The 18,925-nt window shown below is 59.9% G+C and carries 24 protein-coding genes; 13 read left to right on the top strand and 11 right to left on the bottom strand.

Annotation, left to right across the window (positions count from 1 at the left end; translation table 11 throughout):
* Positions 1-100 precede the first annotated feature (100 nt).
* Together ACYZTW_RS11230 and ACYZTW_RS11225 are read right to left on the bottom strand one after the other, a co-directional pair.
* Positions 101-865 (bottom strand): tetratricopeptide repeat protein, encoded by a 765-nt coding sequence (locus tag ACYZTW_RS11230; protein WP_462004895.1) that lies wholly within the window; start codon positions 863-865, stop codon positions 101-103.
* Between the two features lie 157 nt (positions 866-1,022).
* A complete protein-coding gene (locus ACYZTW_RS11225) occupies positions 1,023-1,367 on the bottom strand; it encodes a cupin domain-containing protein (protein ID WP_462004894.1) in 345 nt (114 codons plus the stop codon).
* Positions 1,368-1,606: 239 nt separating this feature from the next.
* Here ACYZTW_RS11225 and ACYZTW_RS11220 point away from each other — a divergent pair, with 239 nt between their 5' ends.
* Positions 1,607-1,738: a GrpB family protein gene (locus ACYZTW_RS11220; RefSeq protein ID WP_462004893.1), complete on the top strand. Its 132-nt coding sequence runs from the start codon at positions 1,607-1,609 to the stop codon at positions 1,736-1,738.
* 240 nt (positions 1,739-1,978) lie between these two features.
* On the opposite strand, the gene ACYZTW_RS11215 is transcribed toward ACYZTW_RS11220, so the two are convergent.
* Both ACYZTW_RS11215 and ACYZTW_RS11210 read right to left on the bottom strand, forming a co-directional pair.
* Entirely contained in the window at positions 1,979-2,851 is an 873-nt protein-coding gene (locus ACYZTW_RS11215) for a nitrilase family protein (protein WP_462004892.1), read from the bottom strand.
* A complete protein-coding gene (locus ACYZTW_RS11210; protein ID WP_462004890.1) occupies positions 2,848-4,347 on the bottom strand; it encodes a purine-cytosine permease family protein in 1,500 nt (499 codons plus the stop codon). Before ACYZTW_RS11210 ends, ACYZTW_RS11215 begins: the two co-directional genes overlap by 4 nt.
* Positions 4,348-4,495: 148 nt before the next feature.
* On the opposite strand from ACYZTW_RS11210, the gene ACYZTW_RS11205 reads away from it, so the two are divergent.
* The gene (locus ACYZTW_RS11205) at positions 4,496-5,398 is read left to right on the top strand and encodes a LysR family transcriptional regulator (RefSeq protein ID WP_462004889.1); all 903 of its coding nucleotides are present in this window, start codon (positions 4,496-4,498) and stop codon (positions 5,396-5,398) included.
* Positions 5,399-5,440: 42 nt separating this feature from the next.
* Here the strand turns inward: ACYZTW_RS11205 and ACYZTW_RS11200 are convergent, their stop codons facing one another.
* Entirely contained in the window at positions 5,441-5,974 is a 534-nt protein-coding gene (locus ACYZTW_RS11200; RefSeq protein ID WP_462004888.1) for a cysteine hydrolase family protein, read from the bottom strand.
* Positions 5,975-6,230: 256 nt separating this feature from the next.
* The gene (ggt, locus tag ACYZTW_RS11195) at positions 6,231-7,958 is read right to left on the bottom strand and encodes a gamma-glutamyltransferase (protein WP_462004887.1); all 1,728 of its coding nucleotides are present in this window, start codon (positions 7,956-7,958) and stop codon (positions 6,231-6,233) included.
* Positions 7,959-8,107: 149 nt separating this feature from the next.
* On the opposite strand from ggt, the gene ACYZTW_RS11190 reads away from it, so the two are divergent.
* Positions 8,108-8,623, top strand: coding sequence for a methylated-DNA--[protein]-cysteine S-methyltransferase (locus ACYZTW_RS11190; RefSeq protein ID WP_462004886.1), 516 nt, complete (start codon positions 8,108-8,110; stop codon positions 8,621-8,623).
* Between the two features lie 168 nt (positions 8,624-8,791).
* Here ACYZTW_RS11190 and ACYZTW_RS11185 read toward each other — a convergent pair whose 3' ends face one another.
* Together ACYZTW_RS11185 and ACYZTW_RS11180 are read right to left on the bottom strand one after the other, a co-directional pair.
* The gene (locus tag ACYZTW_RS11185; RefSeq protein WP_462004885.1) at positions 8,792-9,385 is read right to left on the bottom strand and encodes an NUDIX domain-containing protein; all 594 of its coding nucleotides are present in this window, start codon (positions 9,383-9,385) and stop codon (positions 8,792-8,794) included.
* Positions 9,386-9,446: 61 nt separating this feature from the next.
* Complete coding sequence (locus tag ACYZTW_RS11180; protein ID WP_462004884.1) at positions 9,447-9,884, bottom strand: hemerythrin domain-containing protein; 438 nt, start codon at positions 9,882-9,884, stop codon at positions 9,447-9,449.
* Positions 9,885-10,034: 150 nt separating this feature from the next.
* Between ACYZTW_RS11180 and ACYZTW_RS11175 the strand changes: the two genes are divergently transcribed.
* Positions 10,035-10,460 carry a GNAT family N-acetyltransferase gene (locus ACYZTW_RS11175; RefSeq protein ID WP_462004883.1) on the top strand — a complete coding sequence of 142 codons (426 nt, stop codon included), beginning with the start codon at positions 10,035-10,037 and terminating at the stop codon, positions 10,458-10,460.
* Positions 10,461-10,583: 123 nt separating this feature from the next.
* Here ACYZTW_RS11175 and ACYZTW_RS11170 read toward each other — a convergent pair whose 3' ends face one another.
* Positions 10,584-10,934 carry a hypothetical protein gene (locus tag ACYZTW_RS11170; protein WP_462004882.1) on the bottom strand — a complete coding sequence of 117 codons (351 nt, stop codon included), beginning with the start codon at positions 10,932-10,934 and terminating at the stop codon, positions 10,584-10,586.
* A 160-nt stretch (positions 10,935-11,094) separates the two neighbouring features.
* Between ACYZTW_RS11170 and ACYZTW_RS11165 the strand changes: the two genes are divergently transcribed.
* The 9 genes from ACYZTW_RS11165 (at position 11,095) to ACYZTW_RS11125 (ending at position 16,129) form a co-directional block, all read left to right on the top strand.
* The gene (locus ACYZTW_RS11165; protein WP_008154823.1) at positions 11,095-11,343 is read left to right on the top strand and encodes a hypothetical protein; all 249 of its coding nucleotides are present in this window, start codon (positions 11,095-11,097) and stop codon (positions 11,341-11,343) included.
* A 20-nt stretch (positions 11,344-11,363) separates the two neighbouring features.
* The gene (locus ACYZTW_RS11160) at positions 11,364-11,693 is read left to right on the top strand and encodes a DUF6388 family protein (protein ID WP_462004881.1); all 330 of its coding nucleotides are present in this window, start codon (positions 11,364-11,366) and stop codon (positions 11,691-11,693) included.
* A 35-nt stretch (positions 11,694-11,728) separates the two neighbouring features.
* On the top strand, positions 11,729-12,433 hold the full coding sequence (locus tag ACYZTW_RS11155) for a YoaK family protein (protein ID WP_462004880.1): 705 nt from the start codon (positions 11,729-11,731) through the stop codon (positions 12,431-12,433).
* A 224-nt stretch (positions 12,434-12,657) separates the two neighbouring features.
* Positions 12,658-13,050: a sulfurtransferase complex subunit TusD gene (tusD, locus tag ACYZTW_RS11150; protein ID WP_462005734.1), complete on the top strand. Its 393-nt coding sequence runs from the start codon at positions 12,658-12,660 to the stop codon at positions 13,048-13,050.
* Between the two features lies 1 nt (position 13,051).
* The gene (tusC, locus tag ACYZTW_RS11145; RefSeq protein ID WP_462004879.1) at positions 13,052-13,414 is read left to right on the top strand and encodes a sulfurtransferase complex subunit TusC; all 363 of its coding nucleotides are present in this window, start codon (positions 13,052-13,054) and stop codon (positions 13,412-13,414) included.
* Complete coding sequence (tusB, locus tag ACYZTW_RS11140) at positions 13,414-13,707, top strand: sulfurtransferase complex subunit TusB (protein WP_129436892.1); 294 nt, start codon at positions 13,414-13,416, stop codon at positions 13,705-13,707. The genes tusC and tusB overlap by 1 nt, the downstream gene beginning before the upstream one ends.
* Positions 13,704-14,039 carry a TusE/DsrC/DsvC family sulfur relay protein gene (locus ACYZTW_RS11135; RefSeq protein ID WP_033057029.1) on the top strand — a complete coding sequence of 112 codons (336 nt, stop codon included), beginning with the start codon at positions 13,704-13,706 and terminating at the stop codon, positions 14,037-14,039. The genes tusB and ACYZTW_RS11135 overlap by 4 nt, the downstream gene beginning before the upstream one ends.
* Positions 14,036-15,037 (top strand): glycosyl transferase family protein, encoded by a 1,002-nt coding sequence (locus ACYZTW_RS11130; protein ID WP_462004878.1) that lies wholly within the window; start codon positions 14,036-14,038, stop codon positions 15,035-15,037. The genes ACYZTW_RS11135 and ACYZTW_RS11130 overlap by 4 nt, the downstream gene beginning before the upstream one ends.
* Positions 15,038-15,127: 90 nt before the next feature.
* On the top strand, positions 15,128-16,129 hold the full coding sequence (locus tag ACYZTW_RS11125; RefSeq protein ID WP_462004877.1) for a glutathione S-transferase family protein: 1,002 nt from the start codon (positions 15,128-15,130) through the stop codon (positions 16,127-16,129).
* Positions 16,130-16,244: 115 nt separating this feature from the next.
* Here ACYZTW_RS11125 and cysG read toward each other — a convergent pair whose 3' ends face one another.
* A complete protein-coding gene (gene cysG, locus ACYZTW_RS11120) occupies positions 16,245-17,639 on the bottom strand; it encodes a siroheme synthase CysG (RefSeq protein WP_462004876.1) in 1,395 nt (464 codons plus the stop codon).
* Positions 17,640-18,920, bottom strand: a complete 1,281-nt coding sequence (serS, locus tag ACYZTW_RS11115) for a serine--tRNA ligase (protein ID WP_462004875.1) — start codon at positions 18,918-18,920, stop codon at positions 17,640-17,642. It abuts the gene before it with no gap.
* Between the last annotated feature and the right edge of the window lie 5 nt (positions 18,921-18,925).

Raw genomic sequence — 18,925 nt, 5'->3', positions numbered from 1 at the left:
TTGTCGTCACGAGCCATCGTGATGCAGCAGAAAACTCAGCCATTCAATGCGACGGTCGAAGCTGGACCGTCGCTCACCGGCCAGAAGGGCACTCAGAAACTCAACCGCGCACCAGGTAGGCTCCTGACGGAACCCGATATCGCAGCTTCTTGCAACTGCCGGGTGCGGGCTGATGCCCGGGCGGGCGATCAGGAAACCAGATTCGGCATTTACCCGGAGGCGGCCAATGGCCGCGGGGAATCGCAACCTCATCGTACGCGGGCTCTGGCTCGACGGAAGCCACTGGCAATTCTCCTTCGGGCCGTGGCCTGCCAGCCGTCGGCGAATCCGATACCCACTCTGCCTTGGCGCGAGCGAAGTCGCCAGCGTAGCGCCCAGTGTCCGGAGTGGATTGTTCAGCAGCGGCCATTTCTGCTGCGCGGCGCCTTTGGGCCTCCTCTTCGAGCCCCTTCTGTACTGCGACCAGGTCCTCTTTGGCGTTGGGTGAGGTACTCGAAGCCTTGGCCTGCTGCGCCGCCTGGATCAATTGGAAGTTGCGGTTGCGTAACTCGACGTTGCGACCAACCCGCATGTTCGAGCGCGCCGCCAACGTTTCAGCCTGCTGGTACTGCCCCTGCTGAAGACGCAACACACCGAGGTAATGCAGCGTCGCGGGATTGTTCGGCTGGATATGCAGGGCACGCTCCAGCGTGGCAGCGGCTTGGTCCAACTGGCCATTTTCATACTGCCGCGAGGCGGTTTCGATCAGGGTGGTTGATGCGCTGTTACTTTGCGAGGGCGCTCTTCGCTCGGCAGCAACCGAGCAAAGCGACGCGACGGCGCAGAACGCCAGGATGAGACCCGGCAGAAAACTCTTGGTTGGCATCAGGGGGCGGACTCGGCTGATCTAGGACGGCACTGCCGTAAAACAGGCCACCAGCGCTGCTCGGCATCGCCGATACAGGGCCCCTGTTGACCTGGCCAGTACCCTGAAGTTCCCGCGGCAACGGCCACTGCGGATGGCGTGGAATCCGGGCCTGAGCTTACGCTTGCCTGACAATATCGACCGAGATCTCCACCGCCGCAATCGTGCCTCTGTTCTCAAGCCAGTGTGTGGTGTTTCTATCCTCGGGCCAGCCCACTCCCGGCCCATAGTCCGTGGCGACGCCATTTCGATGGTCAGTGATCGTTCCTTGCAATATGTAGACGGTGCCTGGTCGGTCTTTATGGTTGTGTATCGGACCGAAGACGCCTCCAGGCTCGATGGTCACCCTACGCATTCTAAGTTGGCGTCCTGCCATACCCTCGATCTCAGGACCAAGGTCAATCGTTGCAAGTAACTGCACCGTAACCCCTTTCGTCTCAGGTGCCACTTGTTCGTTGCTCATCGCGCTCCCCTCTGCTTCATATAGGGCCTAACTAGAAGTAGAGACCCTAAAAGGTGTGATCCGTCGGGAGGCGACAAAGGGTCGATTGCCGCCCTGCGCGACCGGCTGCAAGCGCGGTCTTGGAGTTTCCGTGTTGCCAAGCCTACGGATACAAGGAAAAAGTACCATGGCGCTGACGAGCAAGATTCCCCCCTATGACACTCGCTGGCCCACGCTCTTCCTGAGCGCCAAATGGCAGATTGAAGGCGTTTGCAAGCACCGCCGTTCCCGAGCTCGCAGCCAAGCCAGAGATCGACCTCCTGGTCGAGGTTGCGCAACATCGAAACGTATCCTCCCGAGACAATGTCATGCGAGGGTCAGTTAAGCCGTAACGCGATCTGCAGCTGCCGAGCCCGCGAGGCTGCGTTCGGCTGCGTAGCAGTCGTAAAATCAGTCATTGCGGTACGTCAGGCATACCGCGTCAGCCGGACTCACGACTGCTTCGCAGCCGAACGCAGCCTCGCGGGCTCGGCAGCTGCTACAAAGAGTGTCGCGACTGAAATTGCTTAACTGACTGAGATTACGCACAGAAGGCTCCTTTTATCGACGAGCTTATGGGGTCGGTCTCGATTTCAAGTGCCATTCGAACATCCACGTAGATACTCAACCACACTATTCAACCCATACAATTGCGACCGCCGATCCCGATGCAAATCATTACGCGCACTGATCCGCTTATTCCGCGCCTCGGCAAGATTCAGCGTCGCCAACAAAATCTGCTCGCCCCCCTGCTCCGCCGGCCCTGCCACAGAGTAGCCATCGGCATCGACGATCACCGAGCCCTGCACCCAACTGACCCCACGTTCATGACCATGCCGATCACACGCCGCGATGAACATTCGGTTCACCGAGGCGTTGGCCTGGACTCGCACGACTTCAGCCGGACGCTCGGTTTGCGGCCGTGGCCCATCGGGCCAATTGACCGGAGCGCAGAGCAGGTCCGCACCGGCCAGCGCCGGGAGTCGCACCCACTCGGGGAATTCCAGGTCGTAGCAAATCAGCATGCCGATCCGTCCATGAACGGTTTCTACAACCGGCGGCGCCTCATTGCCGGCGCTGAAGATTTCATTCTCGCCATCCCAGAGGTGTGCCTTGCGGTACACGGCGCGCAGGCCTTGGGCATCGATCATCGCCGCACTGTTGGCCAGTACATCGTCGGCTAACCGCTCGCAGAATCCACCCACCACCACGATGTTCAGTTCCCGGGCCAACGCCGTCCACAGACGCAAGGTCGGTCCTTCAGCGGTTTCCGCCAGGGACAGGGCTTCGCTGCGGTCGGCAAACAAGTAGCCGCTCTGGACCAGTTCGGGCAGCACCACCACGTGGGCACCCTGGTAAGCCGCCGAGCGAATCGCTCGTTCGGTGAGTTTGCGGTTGTAAGCGAGGTCGCCTATTTTCGGCGCCAGTTGACAGCAGGCGACTACCGTATTTTTTGCGCTGTTCAACGCCCCGCCTCCACAGACTGATGAGCCATGGAAACAATGTCGCTCTCGGTAATCGAGTCGATGATCCGGCGTTCGTACTCAAGGTCTATCGAACGGCTGAGGAGGTAATACGTCAGGCCCGAGACCACCAGGCCAACCAGCCAGGCGATGTCCACGCCCTCAAGCATCCGCGCCAGCGGCCCGACGAACACCTCTTTGCCCGCCGCCGCATCAAAGATGTAAAAGAACGGCACCATCGCCGCGAAGCCGATCAGGTACGAGACGATGCCGCGAAATTGCCAGGCGCCGTAAATGCCCTTTGGCGTGAAGAAATGCGGGATCGCGTAGCGGCCTTTGCGCACGAAAAAGTAGTCCACCAGATTGACCGCGGTCCAGGGCACGAGGAAGTACAGGAGCAGCACGAGGAAGGTGTTCAACAGCGCGATGCCGTCGCCTTTGATCGACAGCACACAGGTCAACAGAATGACGCTGATCACGGAGATCGACATCACTCGGGCGCGGGGTGTTGGTGTGATTTTTTTGATCGAGTCGACACCTGTCAGCAACGTCAGCATGGCGCTGTAGGTGTTGAGCGCGATGATCGGCAGAAAGCCCGCCACCGAGACGATCACCAACACATTGCCCAGGCCTGGAATCATCGAAGAACCAACCTGGTTCAGCGCCACCAGCGCATCCGCCGCTTTCAACTGCTGCGCAAGCCAGGCCCCGAGGCCGATCATCCAGCCGCCCGACAACGATGCGCCGATGAATACGGCGGCGATCAGTTTTGGCCGACTGGTGTTTTTCGGCAGGTAACGGGAATAGTCGGAGACATAAGGCGCATAGGAAATGTTGTAGCTCGCGCCAATGGCAAACAGCGTAGCAAAGGCCACCCAGCTGAAACCCAGGTCGGTCGCCGGGGTGACACCCTCCTGCCCCGCACCGAACATCAAGGCGATGGTGACCAGCGCATACAGCGGCAACGTGGCCAGCAACGCCCACTTGAAGGCTTTGTGCATCAGGTCGTGGCCGTAGATCGACAGCAGCGCGCCGATTAGCACCACCGCAATGGCGACGATGGTCGGATCGATGCCAAACACATGTTCGAGGCCGTTCATGATCAGCGAGATGTTCACCACGTTGAAACCGACGAACACAAACATCGTCGCCATCAACGCCAGGATCACCCCACGATAACCAAACTGCGCACGCGACTGGATCATTTGCGGCAGGCCCATCTCCGGACCTTGAGAGCCATGAAATGCCATGAAAATGGTGCCGAACATGATGCCCAGCGCACCGGCCAACATCGTCCACAACGCCGACAAGCCAAGGCTTGGGCCGACAAAACCGATGGAGATGGTGAAGAAGTGGAAGTTGCCTAGAAACCAGAAAGGGCCCTGGCTGCTGAGCTTGGCGTGACGTTCGTTTTCCGGAATGTAATCGATCGAGTGGCCTTCGATGGCCAACCCGCTGCTCGCCTCGAGGGCGTGCGCAGAATGAGGGGACCCTGACATACGAGTGTTCCTATGCTGGTGATTGTTGTTTTTATGGGCAAAGCGCCGGTTTCATTGCAATGTAGGGCGTTGATCAGGGCTGTAAAATATCGCAGGCACACTGTTTACATAGATCCACGTCTATGTGAGTGAGTATCGGGGGGTACGCATGCTGGGAACTGTATCGGAGCTGGATCTGCGTTTGATCCGGGTGTTTCTGACCGTCGTTGAGGCGGGCGGGATTTCGGCCGCGCAAACGGCGCTCAATACCACTCAACCCACCATCAGTGCGCAATTGGCGACGCTGGAAGCGCGGGTGGGGTTTCGTCTTTGCGAACGCGGGCGCGGCGGATTTTCGGTGACGCCCAAGGGCAGCCAGTTTGTCGAGGCGGCCCGTCGGTTACTGGCGGCTGCCGAGGGGTTTCGGGTGGAAGTCCAACACATCAATCGCAAGGTGTCGGGCAACATCAACATCGGCCTGCTCGGTCAAATCGATCCGGTGGCCAACAAGAAAATCGCCTTGGCCATTGCGCGTTTACGGTCCCGACATGAGGGGCTGTATTTCCATTTCACGGAGCTGTCGTCATCGCTGCTGGAAGAGAAGATCATCAACGGCCATATCGATCTGGCGATCGGCTATTTCTGGCACCGACTGCCCAACATTGATTACTTTGCGTTATTCCAGGAAACCCAGATCGCCTATTGCGCCCCGACTCATCCGCTGTTTGAGCAAGTGGGCGAACTGACCCGGGATGACGTCAGCGATTACGACTGGGTATGGCCCAGCCATCCCTTGCCGGAAATGTCGGCGCCCGCTTCGATTGAACGATTGACGGTGCTTACCGACAGCATGGACGGCGCAGCCTTGCTCATTCTGTCGGGCCAGCATTTGGGCTTTCTGCCGCAGCACTATGCGGCTAAGCATGAACAGCTGGGACAGCTGCATCCGCTGAATCCTGAGCTGTTGCGCTATGAGGTCGGCTTTCATGCGGCGGTCAGGCATTCGGCGCGTCAGCGTGATTTGGTGAGTGCTTTTCTGACTGAATTGATCGACATTTTCGGGGCAGCGTAAGCACCAACGACAGAAGCCCCTCGTCACAAGTTCGGTGTAGTTTCAGATCCGGATTTCGTTGGTCGGCATGACGTCGATCCGCGCCACGGGCCCCGTCAAGTGCGCCAGGGCAGTGTTGTGCTCGGCGATGATTTCTTCGGCGGCGAGGTTGCCGTTGTCGACGGTGGAATGCGCGTCACTAGCGAGCACCACGTCAGAGCCCAGGTTCAGGGCCTGGCGGACGGTGGCATTGACGCAATAGTCGGTTTGCAGGCCACAGATGATCAGGCGGTCAACGTCGTGATGCTTCAGCAATTGCAGCAGGTTGGTCTGGTAGAACGAATCCGGGGCGGTTTTGCGCACGCGCAGGTCTTGGAGTGACGTTTCCAGTCCGTCCGCCAGCTGCCAGCCTTCGGAACCGTATTGCAGCAGGTCGCCCTCTTCTTCGTGTTGAATCAAGATGACCGGGATGCCTGCTTCGCGAGCCTTGGTACTGAGGCCGTTGATGTTCTTGATGACGCGCTTGATCTCAAAACACTCGTACTCGCCAGTGCACAAGGCGTGCTGGACGTCGATGATTAGCAGTGCAGTAGCCATGAGTTCCCGTCCTTGATGGGTCGGTGAATCGGCAACGGAATTAGAATCCGTTCCCCTTTTAACGTGTAGCAGCTGCCGAGCCTGCGAGGCTGCGTTCGACTGCGTAGCAGTCGTAAATCGGTTGACCGCGATCATTCAGGTAGACCACATTCGCTGGATTACGACCGCTTCGCGCTCGAACGCAGCCTCGCAGGCTCGACAGCTGCTACGGGGATCGGGGGCCACCCTCAAGAATCGGGATGGCCTCAGATCTGCCTCAATAACCGAGCGACAACCCGGTATTACGACGTGGGTCGTTCGCCCCATAGAAACGGTTCTTGCCGACCGGTTTGCCTTCCAGCGAAGGCGCGCCGACCAGAATCGCCGCCACATGGTTGGCGTCCTGTGGCCCGGCAAACTTGTGCCCCCAACTTTCGAGCATCTTTACCGTATCAGGACTGGTGGTGAAGGTCTCCAGATTGGTCTCTTCCGGCAACCACTGCTGGTGGAAACGCGGTGCATCGACCGCTTCCTGGATGTTCATGCCGTAGTCGATCACGTTGAGCATGGTCAGCAAGGTCGCGGTGATGATGCGGCTGCCGCCGGGGGTGCCGACGACCATCACCACTTTGCCGTCCTTGGTGACGATGGTCGGACTCATGGACGACAGCGGTGCCTTGCCGGGCGCGATGGCGTTGGCCTCCCCTTGCACCAGGCCGTACATGTTTGGCACGCCGATTTTCGAGGTAAAGTCATCCATTTCGTCGTTGAGGATGACCCCGGTTTTGCTGGCCATGACGCCGGCGCCGAACCAGTCGTTCAAGGTGTAGGTCACCGAGACCGCGTTGCCCCACTTGTCGACGATGGAGTAATGGGTGGTGTTACTGCCTTCGTGTGGCGCTACGCCGGGTTTGAGCTCGCGGGACACACCAGCCTTTTGCGGGTCGATGGCGGTGCGGATTTTGGTGGCGTAGTTTTTATCCAGCAGATGGGCGATCGGGTTCTTCACGAAATCCGGGTCGCCCAGGTAGCTGTTGCGGTCCACGTAGGCATGACGCATCGCTTCGATCTGGTAGTGCATGCTCTGGGCCGAGTGATAGCCCAGGTCTTTCATCGGATAGCCTTCGAGAATGTTCATGATCTCGCAAATCACCACCCCGCCGGAGCTGGGCGGCGGTGCCGAGACCACATGGTAGCCGCGGTAATCGCATTCAATCGGGGCCAGTTCGCGGGTCTTGTATTTGTCGAGGTCGGCCTGGGTGATGATGCCTTTGTTGGCCTGACTGGCGGTGACGATGGCATCGGCCACCCAGCCTTTATAGAAGCCGTCGGCGCCCTTCTCGGAGATTTCCCGCAGGGTCTTGCCGAGGTCTTTTTGCACCAGTTTCTGACCGACTTGCATCGGCTCGCCGTTGCTCAGGAATATCGAGCCGGAATCCTTGATGTCCTTCTTGAACACGTCAGTGGCGTATTCCAGCAATTCGACATCGCCCTGCTCCAGCACAAAACCGTCTTCGGCGAGCTTGATCGCCGGGGCGATGACTTCCTTGCGCGGTTTGGTGCCGTATTTCTTCAGCGCCAGTTCCATGCCCGACACGGTGCCCGGCACGCCAACGGCCAAGTGCCCACGGGTGCTCAGGTCAGGGACGACGTTGCCCTCCTTGTCGAGGTACATGTCGGCGGTGGCGGCCAGCGGTGCTTTTTCACGGAAGTCGAGGAAGGTTTTGCGCCCGTCGGCCAACTGAATGGTCATGAAACCGCCGCCGCCCAGGTTGCCCGCCGCGGGATAAACCACCGCCAGCGCGTAACCGACCGCTACCGCGGCATCGACGGCGTTGCCGCCGTTCTTGAGCACATCGACGCCCACATGACTGGCCAGATACTGGGCGGTGACGACCATGCCGTTTTCGGCCGCGACCGGCGCCACGGAGGCCGCGTAAGCACTGAGGCAACTGAGCGCCAATGAGGTCGCAATCAGCGATTTGGCAAAAGGTTCGAACTTCATGAGTCGGTCTCTTTTTGTTTTTGGGCTCTGTAAAAAACAGAGGGAAGGCTTTAAGAGCAGAGGCAAGTATGGCTGGGATTGCGTATTGCGCCTCCCCGTCGAGGCAGTATGCTTGGCCTCTGCTCAGCACTTTTACGGAGTCCACCGGCATGAGTTACACCTACATCACCCTTGCCTCTCCGGTGGGCGAGTTGAAGCTGGTCGCGAACGGCTCGCGACTGGCAGCCATCCTCTGGGAAAACGACAAACCCGACCGTGTGCGGCTTGGGCCGATGCGCGAGGCGCCGGATAATCCCATCCTGATGCGCACCGCTCAGCAGCTGCGGGAATACTTTGCGGGCACGCGCAATCGTTTCGACCTGGAACTGGATTTTGCCGGGACGGAATTTCAGAAGAAGGTCTGGACGGCGTTGCTGACCATTCCGTTTGGCGAGACCCGCAGCTACAGCGAGATTGCCTGGCAGATCGGCAATCCCAGTGCAGTGAGGGCGGTGGGCGCCGCGAATGGCAAAAATCCGATTTCGATTGTTGCGCCGTGCCATCGGGTGATTGGTGCTTCGGGGAAACTCACCGGGTTTGCCGGTGGGCTTGAGGCGAAGGAACGGCTGCTGACGCTGGAAGGATGCGAATGGTCGGGGGCCGGCAGGACAGGCGATTTGTTCTGATCAGCCGTAACGCGACCTGTAGCAGCTGCCGAGCCCGCGAGGCTGCGTCCGACTGCGCAGCAGTCGCAAACTCAGGCGCCACGGTTTATCCGGAACAGCGCAGTGAATGGTTTTACGACTGCTTCGCAGCCGGACGCAGCCTCGCGGGCTCGACAACTGCTACATTGATTAGCCTGCGGCGAAGATGTTTTTCATCGCCGCGTACTGCAACAGCATGATGGTCTTCGCATCGCAGATTTCCCCGCGATAAAACGCCTCAAGTGCATCATCGAACTTCCACTCCAGCACTTCCAGTTCCTCGGTCTCCTCCTCCAGTCCGCCGCCATCGCTGACCTTAGAAGCGGCATCGTACTCAGCGATGAAGAAGTGCAGCTTTTCGGTTACCGAGCCGGGGCTCATATAGGCTTCGAACACCTTGTGCACGTGGTGCACGCGATAACCGGTTTCCTCCTCCGCTTCTTCGCGGATGCGCTCTTCAGGCGCCGCACCTTCGAGCAGCCCTGCCGCCACTTCGATCAGCAGACCATCGTGGCCGTTGACGAACACCGGCAACCGGAATTGCCGGGTCAACACCACGGTTTTCTTCTCGCGGTTGAACAGCAGGATCGCCGCGCCGTTGCCACGGTCGTAGACCTCGCGGGTCTGGCGTTGCCATTCGCCGTTGTTGCGCAGGTAATCGAAGGTGATTTTTTTGAGCAAGTACCAGTCTTGGGACAACACCTGAGACTCGATGAGGTTGACCCGCTCGGCCGTATTCGACATGACAACGCATCCCTTTTTTCGTCTGAAGGCGCCCATGTTAGGCGAAAACGAAAGCCTCGCGCTAAGAAAGCTGAGCCTTGTATTCCTTCACATATTGCCCCGCCAGCGTCTCTTTCTGTTGGTCGTCGAGTAGCTTGCCGGCCATCTGGAAGAACTTCTGCTCTTCCTCTTCCAGGTGGTGATTAACCTTCTCGGCGAGCTTCTTCGCGGTCGCCAGCCAGGCCGGGCTGGACATCTCGGTCTCGTCCAGCACTTCCATCATTTCGTCCATCTCATGATGTTCGGAAATCGCATGGCGGCTGAGGTCGACGCCATTATCAAACTCCATCAGCGGGATGTAGAAATGCCGCTCTTCAGCGGTTGCGTGGGCCTGAAGTTCGGACTTGAGCTGCTTGTAAGCCTCGAGCCGCTCGGGGGTGTCGCCGCTGGTCTGGACCAGCGCATCGGCGTAGGTGCGTTGGCGGTCGTGGCTTTCGCGCAGTGCTTCAAAAATGTTCACGGATTGTCCTCATTGGCCGCGTTCTGGAATGACGCTGTTTAGGCTAGACATCTGCGCCCGAACGACGGTTCCACCTGAGGGCTGGAACAACGACCCGTTGCCGCGATAGGCTTGGAATTGTTTTCCACCCTGGCCATAAGGAAATAGCTGATGACCCTGCGAATCGAACGGTCGCAAAACCCCACGGATGAAGAGCGCCAGGCGATCCTGCTGCCGTTGCGCGCCTATAACGCCGCAAAAGCCGGCGTCTCGACGCAGGAACCCATTGCCTTGCTGGTGCGTGACGAAAGCGGCGAGATTCTCGGTGGGCTTCACGGTCGAGTGTTTTACCAATGGTTGTACATCGACCTGCTGTCGGTGCCGGAGCAGACCCGGGGACAGGGCATGGGCACGAAGCTGATGCAGATGGCCGAAGAGCTGGCGCGAGAGAAGGAATGCGTGGGGATCTGGCTCGACACCTTCGACTTCCAGGCGCCGGAGTTTTACAAGAAGCTCGGCTACAGCGAGTTAGGCCAGATCGCTGACTACCCGCCGGGCCACAAGCGCTTCTTTTTCCAGAAACGCCTGATCAACTGATCGACACCGAACAAATGTGGGAGCGAGCCTGCTCGCGAAGGCGGTGGGTCAATCAACATCCATATTGAATGACAAACCGCCTTCGCGAGCAGGCTCGCTCCCACATTGGGTACTGCGTCGGCCTTAAAGGCAGGTCGCGAGCGCCGCCAGTCGGCGCTTGGCGACAAAGTCGTCATGCTGCGCGTAATAACTCAACACCGTACCGGATGCGTCGGTCGTCACATCCACAAAAGACTCCGCCGAGCGCGTGTAAACGGTGGACCCGCCCTTCTTCCCCGGCTGCAAATACGCGCCAGCATCGACCCCGAACACCGCCTCGTCCTGCCAGGAAAACTGCACACACTGGGCGACGACTTTTTCCGGTTTGTCCGATGTCAGGGTTTTGTACGGGGTTCCAGTGCGGGCGTCGTCCATCACCGAGCCCGCGCAACCGGCCAGCAACGTTACGGCCAGCGCCACCATCAGAATTCGCATTGCGTTTGCTCATCAAGAAAAAGCGGACTGTATCACCGCGGCACGGCGTATCGTTCTGCTTTACTTCATTTATACCGCGACACCGAGTGACGATTCGCGCACCCTGTCGCGCCATTAACACCGCATCGCCCGTTTTCCGGGCTTATTTTCTGGAAAGGTCATGACACCCAACGCCGAATATTACAAACCGACCGCTGAATATGCCGACAAGCTGATCAGCCAGATCGGTCAGACGCCGTCCTGGATTGCCAAGCGAATTGGCGTCACCGACAAGCGGATTCGTTACATCCTCGACGGCGAAAGAACCGTCAAAGGTGAAACCACGCCGATTCAAATGACGTATCCCGAGCAGTTTGCCCTCGAATGCCTGGCAGCAGCGGCCAAGGCCAGCAAGAAGCAGTCTTCGTAATCCAGCCTCAAGGAGCGACCATGGCGGCAACCGAACAGCAACACGAGCAAGCGCTGAAGAGGTTTCTCGATGAGCGCCCTGAACTGCGCGTCGAACTCGACAACCTCAACCCGTTGTTGGCTCAGGCCAAGGGCGAGACCGCGGCGCAGTACCGCGACGAACGCTTGCATGAAGCCTTCGAAGCCGAGGCCGAGCGCCTGGGATTATTTGCCTGGGAGCTGACGCTGCAACTGACCGCCGCGACGGCCGAGGACTATCAGGCACAGCGCATGGAAGTGCACAAGGAAGTGGCCGAGATGGCCGGCATGGACTGGCTGGAGTATTGCGAGTTATATGGATTGAGTAAGTGACCATGCCGGTCGCTACGTGAGGACGACCTTCGCTGATGTTGCCATCCCTCTCAACTGACCGCGCCAGTCCAGGCCATCTGCATACCCGCAAATGGCGTGGACGCATTGGCATGTCGCTGGTGGCCAGCCTCTCGGTGCTCGCGGGCATGACCGACGCCATCGGCTTCATGGCCAGCGGCGATTTCGTCTCGTTCATGAGCGGCAACACCACCCGCCTCGCCGTCGCCATCAGCGACGGCGACCTGGGCCTGACCTTGCGCCTGGTGATCCTCGTCGGCACCTTCATCGTCGGCAACGCCTTGGGCATTGTCGTCAGTCGCCTCGGCGGTCGCCGCGCACTGCCCTTGCTGCTGTGCATCGCCACGCTGCTCTGCGGCGCCGCCGCCTGGCCCTACGACGCGCAATTGCCAGCGCTGCTGGCGGCGATCATCGCCATGGGCATGCTCAATGCCGCGGTGGAAGAAGTGAACGGCCTGCCGGTCGGCCTGACTTACGTCACTGGCGCCCTGTCGCGCTTTGGCCGTGGGCTGGGACGCTGGATGCTCGGCGAACGGCGCAACGGTTGGCGCGTGCAACTGATTCCCTGGACCGGAATGTTTGCCGGCGCAGTACTCGGCGCCGTGCTGGAACATCATTTGGGGCTCAGGGCGTTGTTTGTCAGCGGTCTGCTGGCCGGCGCGGTCGGGCTGCTGTCGCTGAAAATCCCGCGGCGCTGGCAGTTGGGGTATATGCCGCGCTAAGCGGGTTATCACGTTCAGCATTGATGTCGCCTGACAGGCCGCTTTCGCGAGCAGGCTCGCTCCCACAGGGGTTTGCGGTGGACTTCAATGTTATGTGCGACACAAATCCCTTGTAGGAGCGAGCCTGCTCGCGAAGGGGGCGACTCGGTCCCAAGGGAAAACCCATTTAGCCGCCCCGGCCATAAAGCATTATCATGGCCGCAGTTTTGCTGATCGAGTCCGTCATGAAGTTCGCCATTGCGCTGTTTTCCGCCGCCCATGCGCCCTCCTCGCGCCGCGCCTTGCTGTTCGCCCAGGCCGCGCTGGCCGGCGGGCACGAGATTGTCCGGCTGTTTTTCTATCAGGACGGCGTCTACAACGCCTCCGGCAGCGTGGTCACGCCGCAGGATGAGCAGGACTTGCCCAGGCAATGGCGCAATTTCGTCACCGAGCATCAACTGGACGGCGTCGTGTGCATCGCGGCGGCCCTGCGTCGTGGCGTGTTGAACGAAGAAGAAGCCGGGCGCTATCAGCGTGAAGCCGTTGCAGTGGGCGCGCCGTGGGAATTGTCTGGTCTGGGCCAATTGCATGACGCGGTGCAGGACGCTGACCGCCTGATCTGTTTCGGAGGCGCGTGAGATGCCTAAATCCTTGCTGATTATCAGCCGTCAGGCGCCCTGGTCCGGGCCGAGTGCGCGGGAAGCGTTGGACATCGTGCTGGCCGGCGGCGCCTTTGATCTGCCGATCGGCCTGCTGTTTCTCGATGACGGGGTGTTCCAGCTCGCCGCGAAGCAGAATGCCAAGGCCCTCCAGCAGAAAGACCTGAGCGCCAACCTGCAAGCCCTGCCGATATTCGGTGTCGAAGACCTGTTCGTCTGTGGCGACAGCGCCGCTGAACGCGGCCTGGACCCGAGCAGTTTGTCGCTCGAAGAAGCCCAGGTGCTGGCCGCTCACGAAATCACCGCACTTATTGACCGTTACGACCAGGTGATCACCCTCTGATGTCGACTTTGCATGTGTTGTCTCATTCCCCGTTCGGCGACGATCGCCTGACCAGTTGCCTGCGCTTGATGGGCGCTGACGATGCGCTGCTGCTGACTGGCGACGCGGCCTATGCCTTGCAACCAGGCACCGCGCCTTTCAATGCGCTGAACGCCCGTAATCTGAAACTGTTTGTACTGGCCGAAGACGCCCAGGCTCGCGCGCTGGAGATTCCTGACACGGCCAAGGCCATCGATTACCCCGCCTTCGTCGAGCTGTCGATTCACTACGACAAGGTCAACAGTTGGCTATGAATTCCCTGACGGTCGGCGCACGCGCCATCGAGTTGGACAAGGACGGTTTCCTGGTAGAACTGAGCGACTGGTCCTTTGAGGTGGCCAGCGCCCTGGCAGCTGCCGAAGACATCGAGTTGAGCCCCGAACACTGGGAAATCCTCGAACTGCTGCGCAGTTTCTACGCTGAATTCCAGCTGTCCCCGGCCACCCGTCCTCTGATCAAGTACACCGCGCTGAAGCTGGGCCCGGACAAGGGCAACAGCCTGCACCTGAACCGATTGTTCAAAGGCACCCCTGCCAAACTCGCCGCGAAACTGGCGGGCCTGCCCAAACCGACGAATTGCTTATGACCGACTACCCAGCGCTGACCCTCGAAACACCCGCCGAACACCCGTTCGCCCAGTTCGTGCGCATCCTCGGCAAAGGCAAACGCGGCGCCCGCGACTTGACCCGCGAAGAAGCCCGCGAAGCCATGGGCATGGTGCTCGACCACAAGGTCGAAGACACCCAGCTCGGCGCATTCCTGATGTTGTTGCGGCACAAGGAAGAAAGTGCCGAGGAGATGGCGGGTTTTACCGAAGCGTTGCGCGAACGTCTGAATCCGCCGGCACTGGCCATCGATCTGGACTGGCCGACGTATGCCGGCAAGAAGCGTCACCTGCCGTGGTATCTGCTGGCGGCCAAGTGCCTGGCGCAGAACGGCGTGCGGATCTTCATGCACGGCGGTGGCACGCACACGGCGGGTCGGCTCTATAGCGAACAATTGCTGGATGAGTTGAAGATTCCGTTGTGCCGCGACTGGCAGCAGGTGGGTGTGGCGCTCGATAACGGTGGCCTGGCCTTCATGCCGCTGGTGGATTGGGCGCCCCAACTGCAGCGGATGATCGACCTGCGCAACACCCTGGGCCTGCGCTCGCCGATCCATTCCCTGACGCGGATTCTCAATCCGTTGGGCGCTCGCTGTGGCCTGCAAAGCATTTTCCACCCCGGGTACCAGGCTGTGCATCGCGATGCCAGCGGTTTGCTCGGCGACACCGCGATCGTGGTGAAAGGCGACGGCGGCGAAATCGAGATCAACCCCGACGCCGACAGCCACTTGTACGGCACCACAGGTGGTGAAAGCTGGGATGAGGAATGGCCTCAGCTTTCGAGCCAGCGCCATGTCAAACCGGCCACGCTCGATCCCGAACATCTCAAAGCGGTGTGGCGTGGCGATGTAGTCGACAGCTATCCGCAAATGGCGCTGATCTCGACCATGGCCCTGGCCTTGCGCGGCCTCGGTCAAACTCGCGAACACGCCTTCGAAACCGCCCAGCAGTATTGGGACGCTCGGGATAAATCGATTTAACCGATCATAAGCGCCCAACCTTTGCGCTTTTTTATCGAACCTATGCGAATAGACTCCTCTCCAACGCTTATTGGTTGAGGAGTCTTGAACATGGGTTTGTTAGTTGAAGGTCGCTGGCATGACCAGTGGTACGAAAGCGGTAAGGACGGCACGTTCCAGCGTGAACAAGCGCAGCGTCGTAACTGGCTGACCGCCGACGGCAAACCTGGCCCGACAGGTGTCGGTGGCTTTGCGGCCGAGGCCGGTCGTTATCACCTCTACGTGTCCCTCGCCTGTCCATGGGCTCACCGCACGCTGATCCTGCGCAAACTAAAAGGCCTCGAAAGCCTCATCGACGTGTCGGTGGTCAGTTGGCTGATGCTGGAAAACGGCTGGACCTTCGATCAGAACCTCGGATCGACCGGGGACAAGCTCGATCATTTCAATTTCATGCACCAGCGCTACACCGCCGATACCGCCGACTACACCGGCCGTGTCACCGTGCCGGTGCTCTGGGACAAACAGCAGAATCGCATCGTCAACAATGAATCGGCGGAGATCATCCGCATGTTCAATGGCGCCTTCGATGACTTGACGGGCAATGACCTGGATTTCTACCCCGCACCGCTGCGGGGCGAGATCGACGCGCTGAACGAACGGATTTATCCGGCGGTGAACAATGGCGTGTATCGGGCAGGGTTTGCCACGTCGCAAAAGGCTTACGAAGAAGCGTTCGATGATGTGTTTGCCGAGCTGGATCGGCTGGAGTTGTTGTTAGGCGAGAACCGTTACCTGGTCGGTGAATACCTGACGGAAGCAGACATTCGGCTGTTCACCACGCTGATTCGCTTTGATGCCGTGTATCACGGCCACTTCAAGTGCAACCTGCGGCGGATCGCCGATTATCCGAATCTGTCGAACTGGTTGCGGGAAATTTATCAGTGGCCGGGGGTTGCCGAGACGGTGGATTTTGAGCACATCAAGAATCACTACTACGGCAGCCACAAGACCATCAATCCGACCGGGATCGTGCCGAAAGGGCCGGCGCTGGATTTCACAGCGACGCATGATCGCGAGCGGTTGAGCGGGAAAGGAGTTTGGCGCAGGGCTTAAGATTTATTCAGGTCTCAAGGTCCCTTCGCGAGCAGGCTCGCTCCCACATTTGATTTGTGTCGTTCACAAATCCCCTGTGGGAGCGAGCCTGCTCGCGAAGGAGGCGACTCGGTCTCTAGACCTGCGCCTGAGCGCCCTCGAACCACGCCAGTTTCTCGCGCAATTGCACCACTTCACCCACGATCACCAGTGTCGGCGCATGCACTTCATGCTCCGCCACCAGACTTGGCAAATCGGCCAAGGTGCCGGTAAACACCCGCTGATTGACCGTGGTGCCCTGCTGGATCAACGCCGCCGGTGTGTCCGCCGCTCGACCATGCTTGATCAACTGTTCACAGATGATCGGCAAACCCACCAACCCCATGTAAAACACCAGGGTTTGCGCCGGCGCGACCAGGTCGGCCCACGGCAAATCGGTGGAACCGTCCTTCAAGTGCCCAGTGACAAAACGCACCGACTGCGCGTAATCGCGGTGCGTCAGCGGAATCCCGGCATACGCCGCGCAACCGCTGGCGGCCGTGATACCCGGCACGACCTGGAACGGGATGCCATGGGCCGCCAGTTCTTCGATCTCTTCACCGCCGCGACCGAAGATGAACGGATCACCGCCCTTCAACCGCACGACCCGCTTGCCTTGCTTGGCCAAATCCACCAATTGCTGGTTGATCTGATCCTGCGGCACGGCGTGATCGGCGCGACGCTTGCCGACGTAAACCCGCTCGGCATCGCGACGGCACAAATCCAGAATAGCTGGCGCTACCAAGCGGTCATACAGCACCACATCGGCTTGCTGCATCAGACGCAAAGCACGGAAGGTCAGCAGGTCGGGATCACCCGGGCCGGCGCCCACCAAATAGACTTCGCCCGTTGCATTCGGCGCTTCACCGGCAATTTTCGCCAGCATCAAGCGCTCAGCCTCGGCACCCTGCCCGGCCAGTTGCCGGTCGGCAATCGGGCCCTGGAACACATCTTCCCAGAACGCCCGACGCTGCTGCACATCCGGGAACAGGCGTTTGACCTGGCTGCGAAAACGCGCCGCCAGACCGGCCAATTGACCGTAGGTGGAAGGAATCCAGGTTTCCAGTTTGGCGCGGATCAACCGCGCCAGCACCGGCGCATCGCCGCCGCTGGAGACCGCAATGATCAAAGGAGAACGGTCGACGATCGCCGGGAAGATCACGCTGCACAGGGCTGGCGCATCCACCACGTTGACCGGCACGCAACGCCGATGAGCATCGGCGGAAACTTGCGCGTTCAGCGGTTCGTCGTCGGTGGCGGCGATGATCAGCCCGCAACCGTCCAGGTCCGATTCAACGTAGCCTCGCACCAAACACTCGCCACCACTGCCGGCAACCAGTTCGCGCAGTTGCGGTTCGATTTCAGGTGCGACCACCCGCAGCAGCGCACCGGCTTCGGCCAGCAGGCGGGATTTGCGCAAGGCAATCTCCCCCCCGCCGACGACCAAGACACGACTGCCGCGAAGGTTATGGAACAGCGGCAGATAGTCCATTTAGCCGATGACCTCAAGGCCACCCATGTAAGGCTTCAGTACTTCAGGTATACGGATCGAACCGTCGGCCTGCTGGTAGTTTTCCAGCACCGCCACCAGCGTACGACCGACCGCCAGGCCGGAACCGTTCAGGGTGTGCACCAGCTCAGGCTTGCCGGTTTCCGGGTTGCGGAAACGCGCTTGCATGCGACGGGCCTGGAAGTCGCCGCAGTTGGAGCACGACGAAATCTCGCGGTATTTGTCCTGGCTCGGGACCCACACTTCCAGGTCGTAGGTCTTGACCGCGCTGAAGCCCATGTCACCGGTGCACAGCGCAATAGTGCGATAAGGCAGCTCGAGCAATTGCAGGACTTTTTCAGCGTTGGCAGTCAGGCCTTCCAGCGCTTCCATCGAAGTTGACGGTTCAACGATCTGGACCATTTCAACCTTGTCGAACTGGTGCTGACGGATCATGCCGCGCGTATCGCGACCCGAGGCACCAGCCTCACTGCGGAAGCACGGGGTGTGGGCGACGAACTTGATCGGCAGCAGTTTCGAGTCGACGATTTCGCCAGCCACGATGTTGGTCAGCGACACTTCGGCGGTCGGGATCAGGTACAGATCGGCTTCGCCTTCGCGAGTAATCTTGAACAGGTCTTCTTCGAACTTCGGCAGCTGACCCGTGCCTTGCAGCGCCGGCGCTTGAACCAGATAAGGCGTGTAGGCCTCTTCGTAGCCGTGTTCGCTGGTGTGCAGGTTGATCATGAACTGCGCCAGAGCGCGGTGCAGTCGAGCAATCGGGCCACGCAACAGGGAGAAACGGGCGCCGGACAGCTTGGCGGCGGTTTCGAAGTCGAGCCAACCGAACTTCTCGCCCAGGGCCACGTGATCCTGAACCGGGAAATCGAACGCGGTCGGGGTGCCCCAGCGGCGCACTTCGACGTTGCCGTCTTCGTCATCACCGATTGGCACGGATTCGTGCGGCAGGTTCGGGATGCCGAGCAGGATCGAGTCCAGATCGGTCTGGATCCCGTCCAGCTCGACTTTACCGTCACTCAACTCGTTCGCCATGCGCTCGACGTCGGCCATCAGCGGCGCGATGTCTTCGCCACGCTGCTTGGCCTGACCGATGGATTTGGAGCGCGCATTACGGTCAGCCTGCAGTGCTTCGGTGCGGGTCTGGACGGTCTTGCGCTGTTCTTCCAGCGCTTCGATGCGCGCAACATCCAGTGTGTAGCCACGGGATGCCAGGCGGTCCGCTACGTCCTGAAGGTTGCTACGTAACAGTTTGGAATCGAGCATGTCGG

This window comes from Pseudomonas sp. LB3P25 (assembly GCF_054897985.1).
The sequence above is the reverse complement of the archived record's forward strand: the minus strand, read 5'-3'. Positions and strand labels throughout refer to the sequence as shown.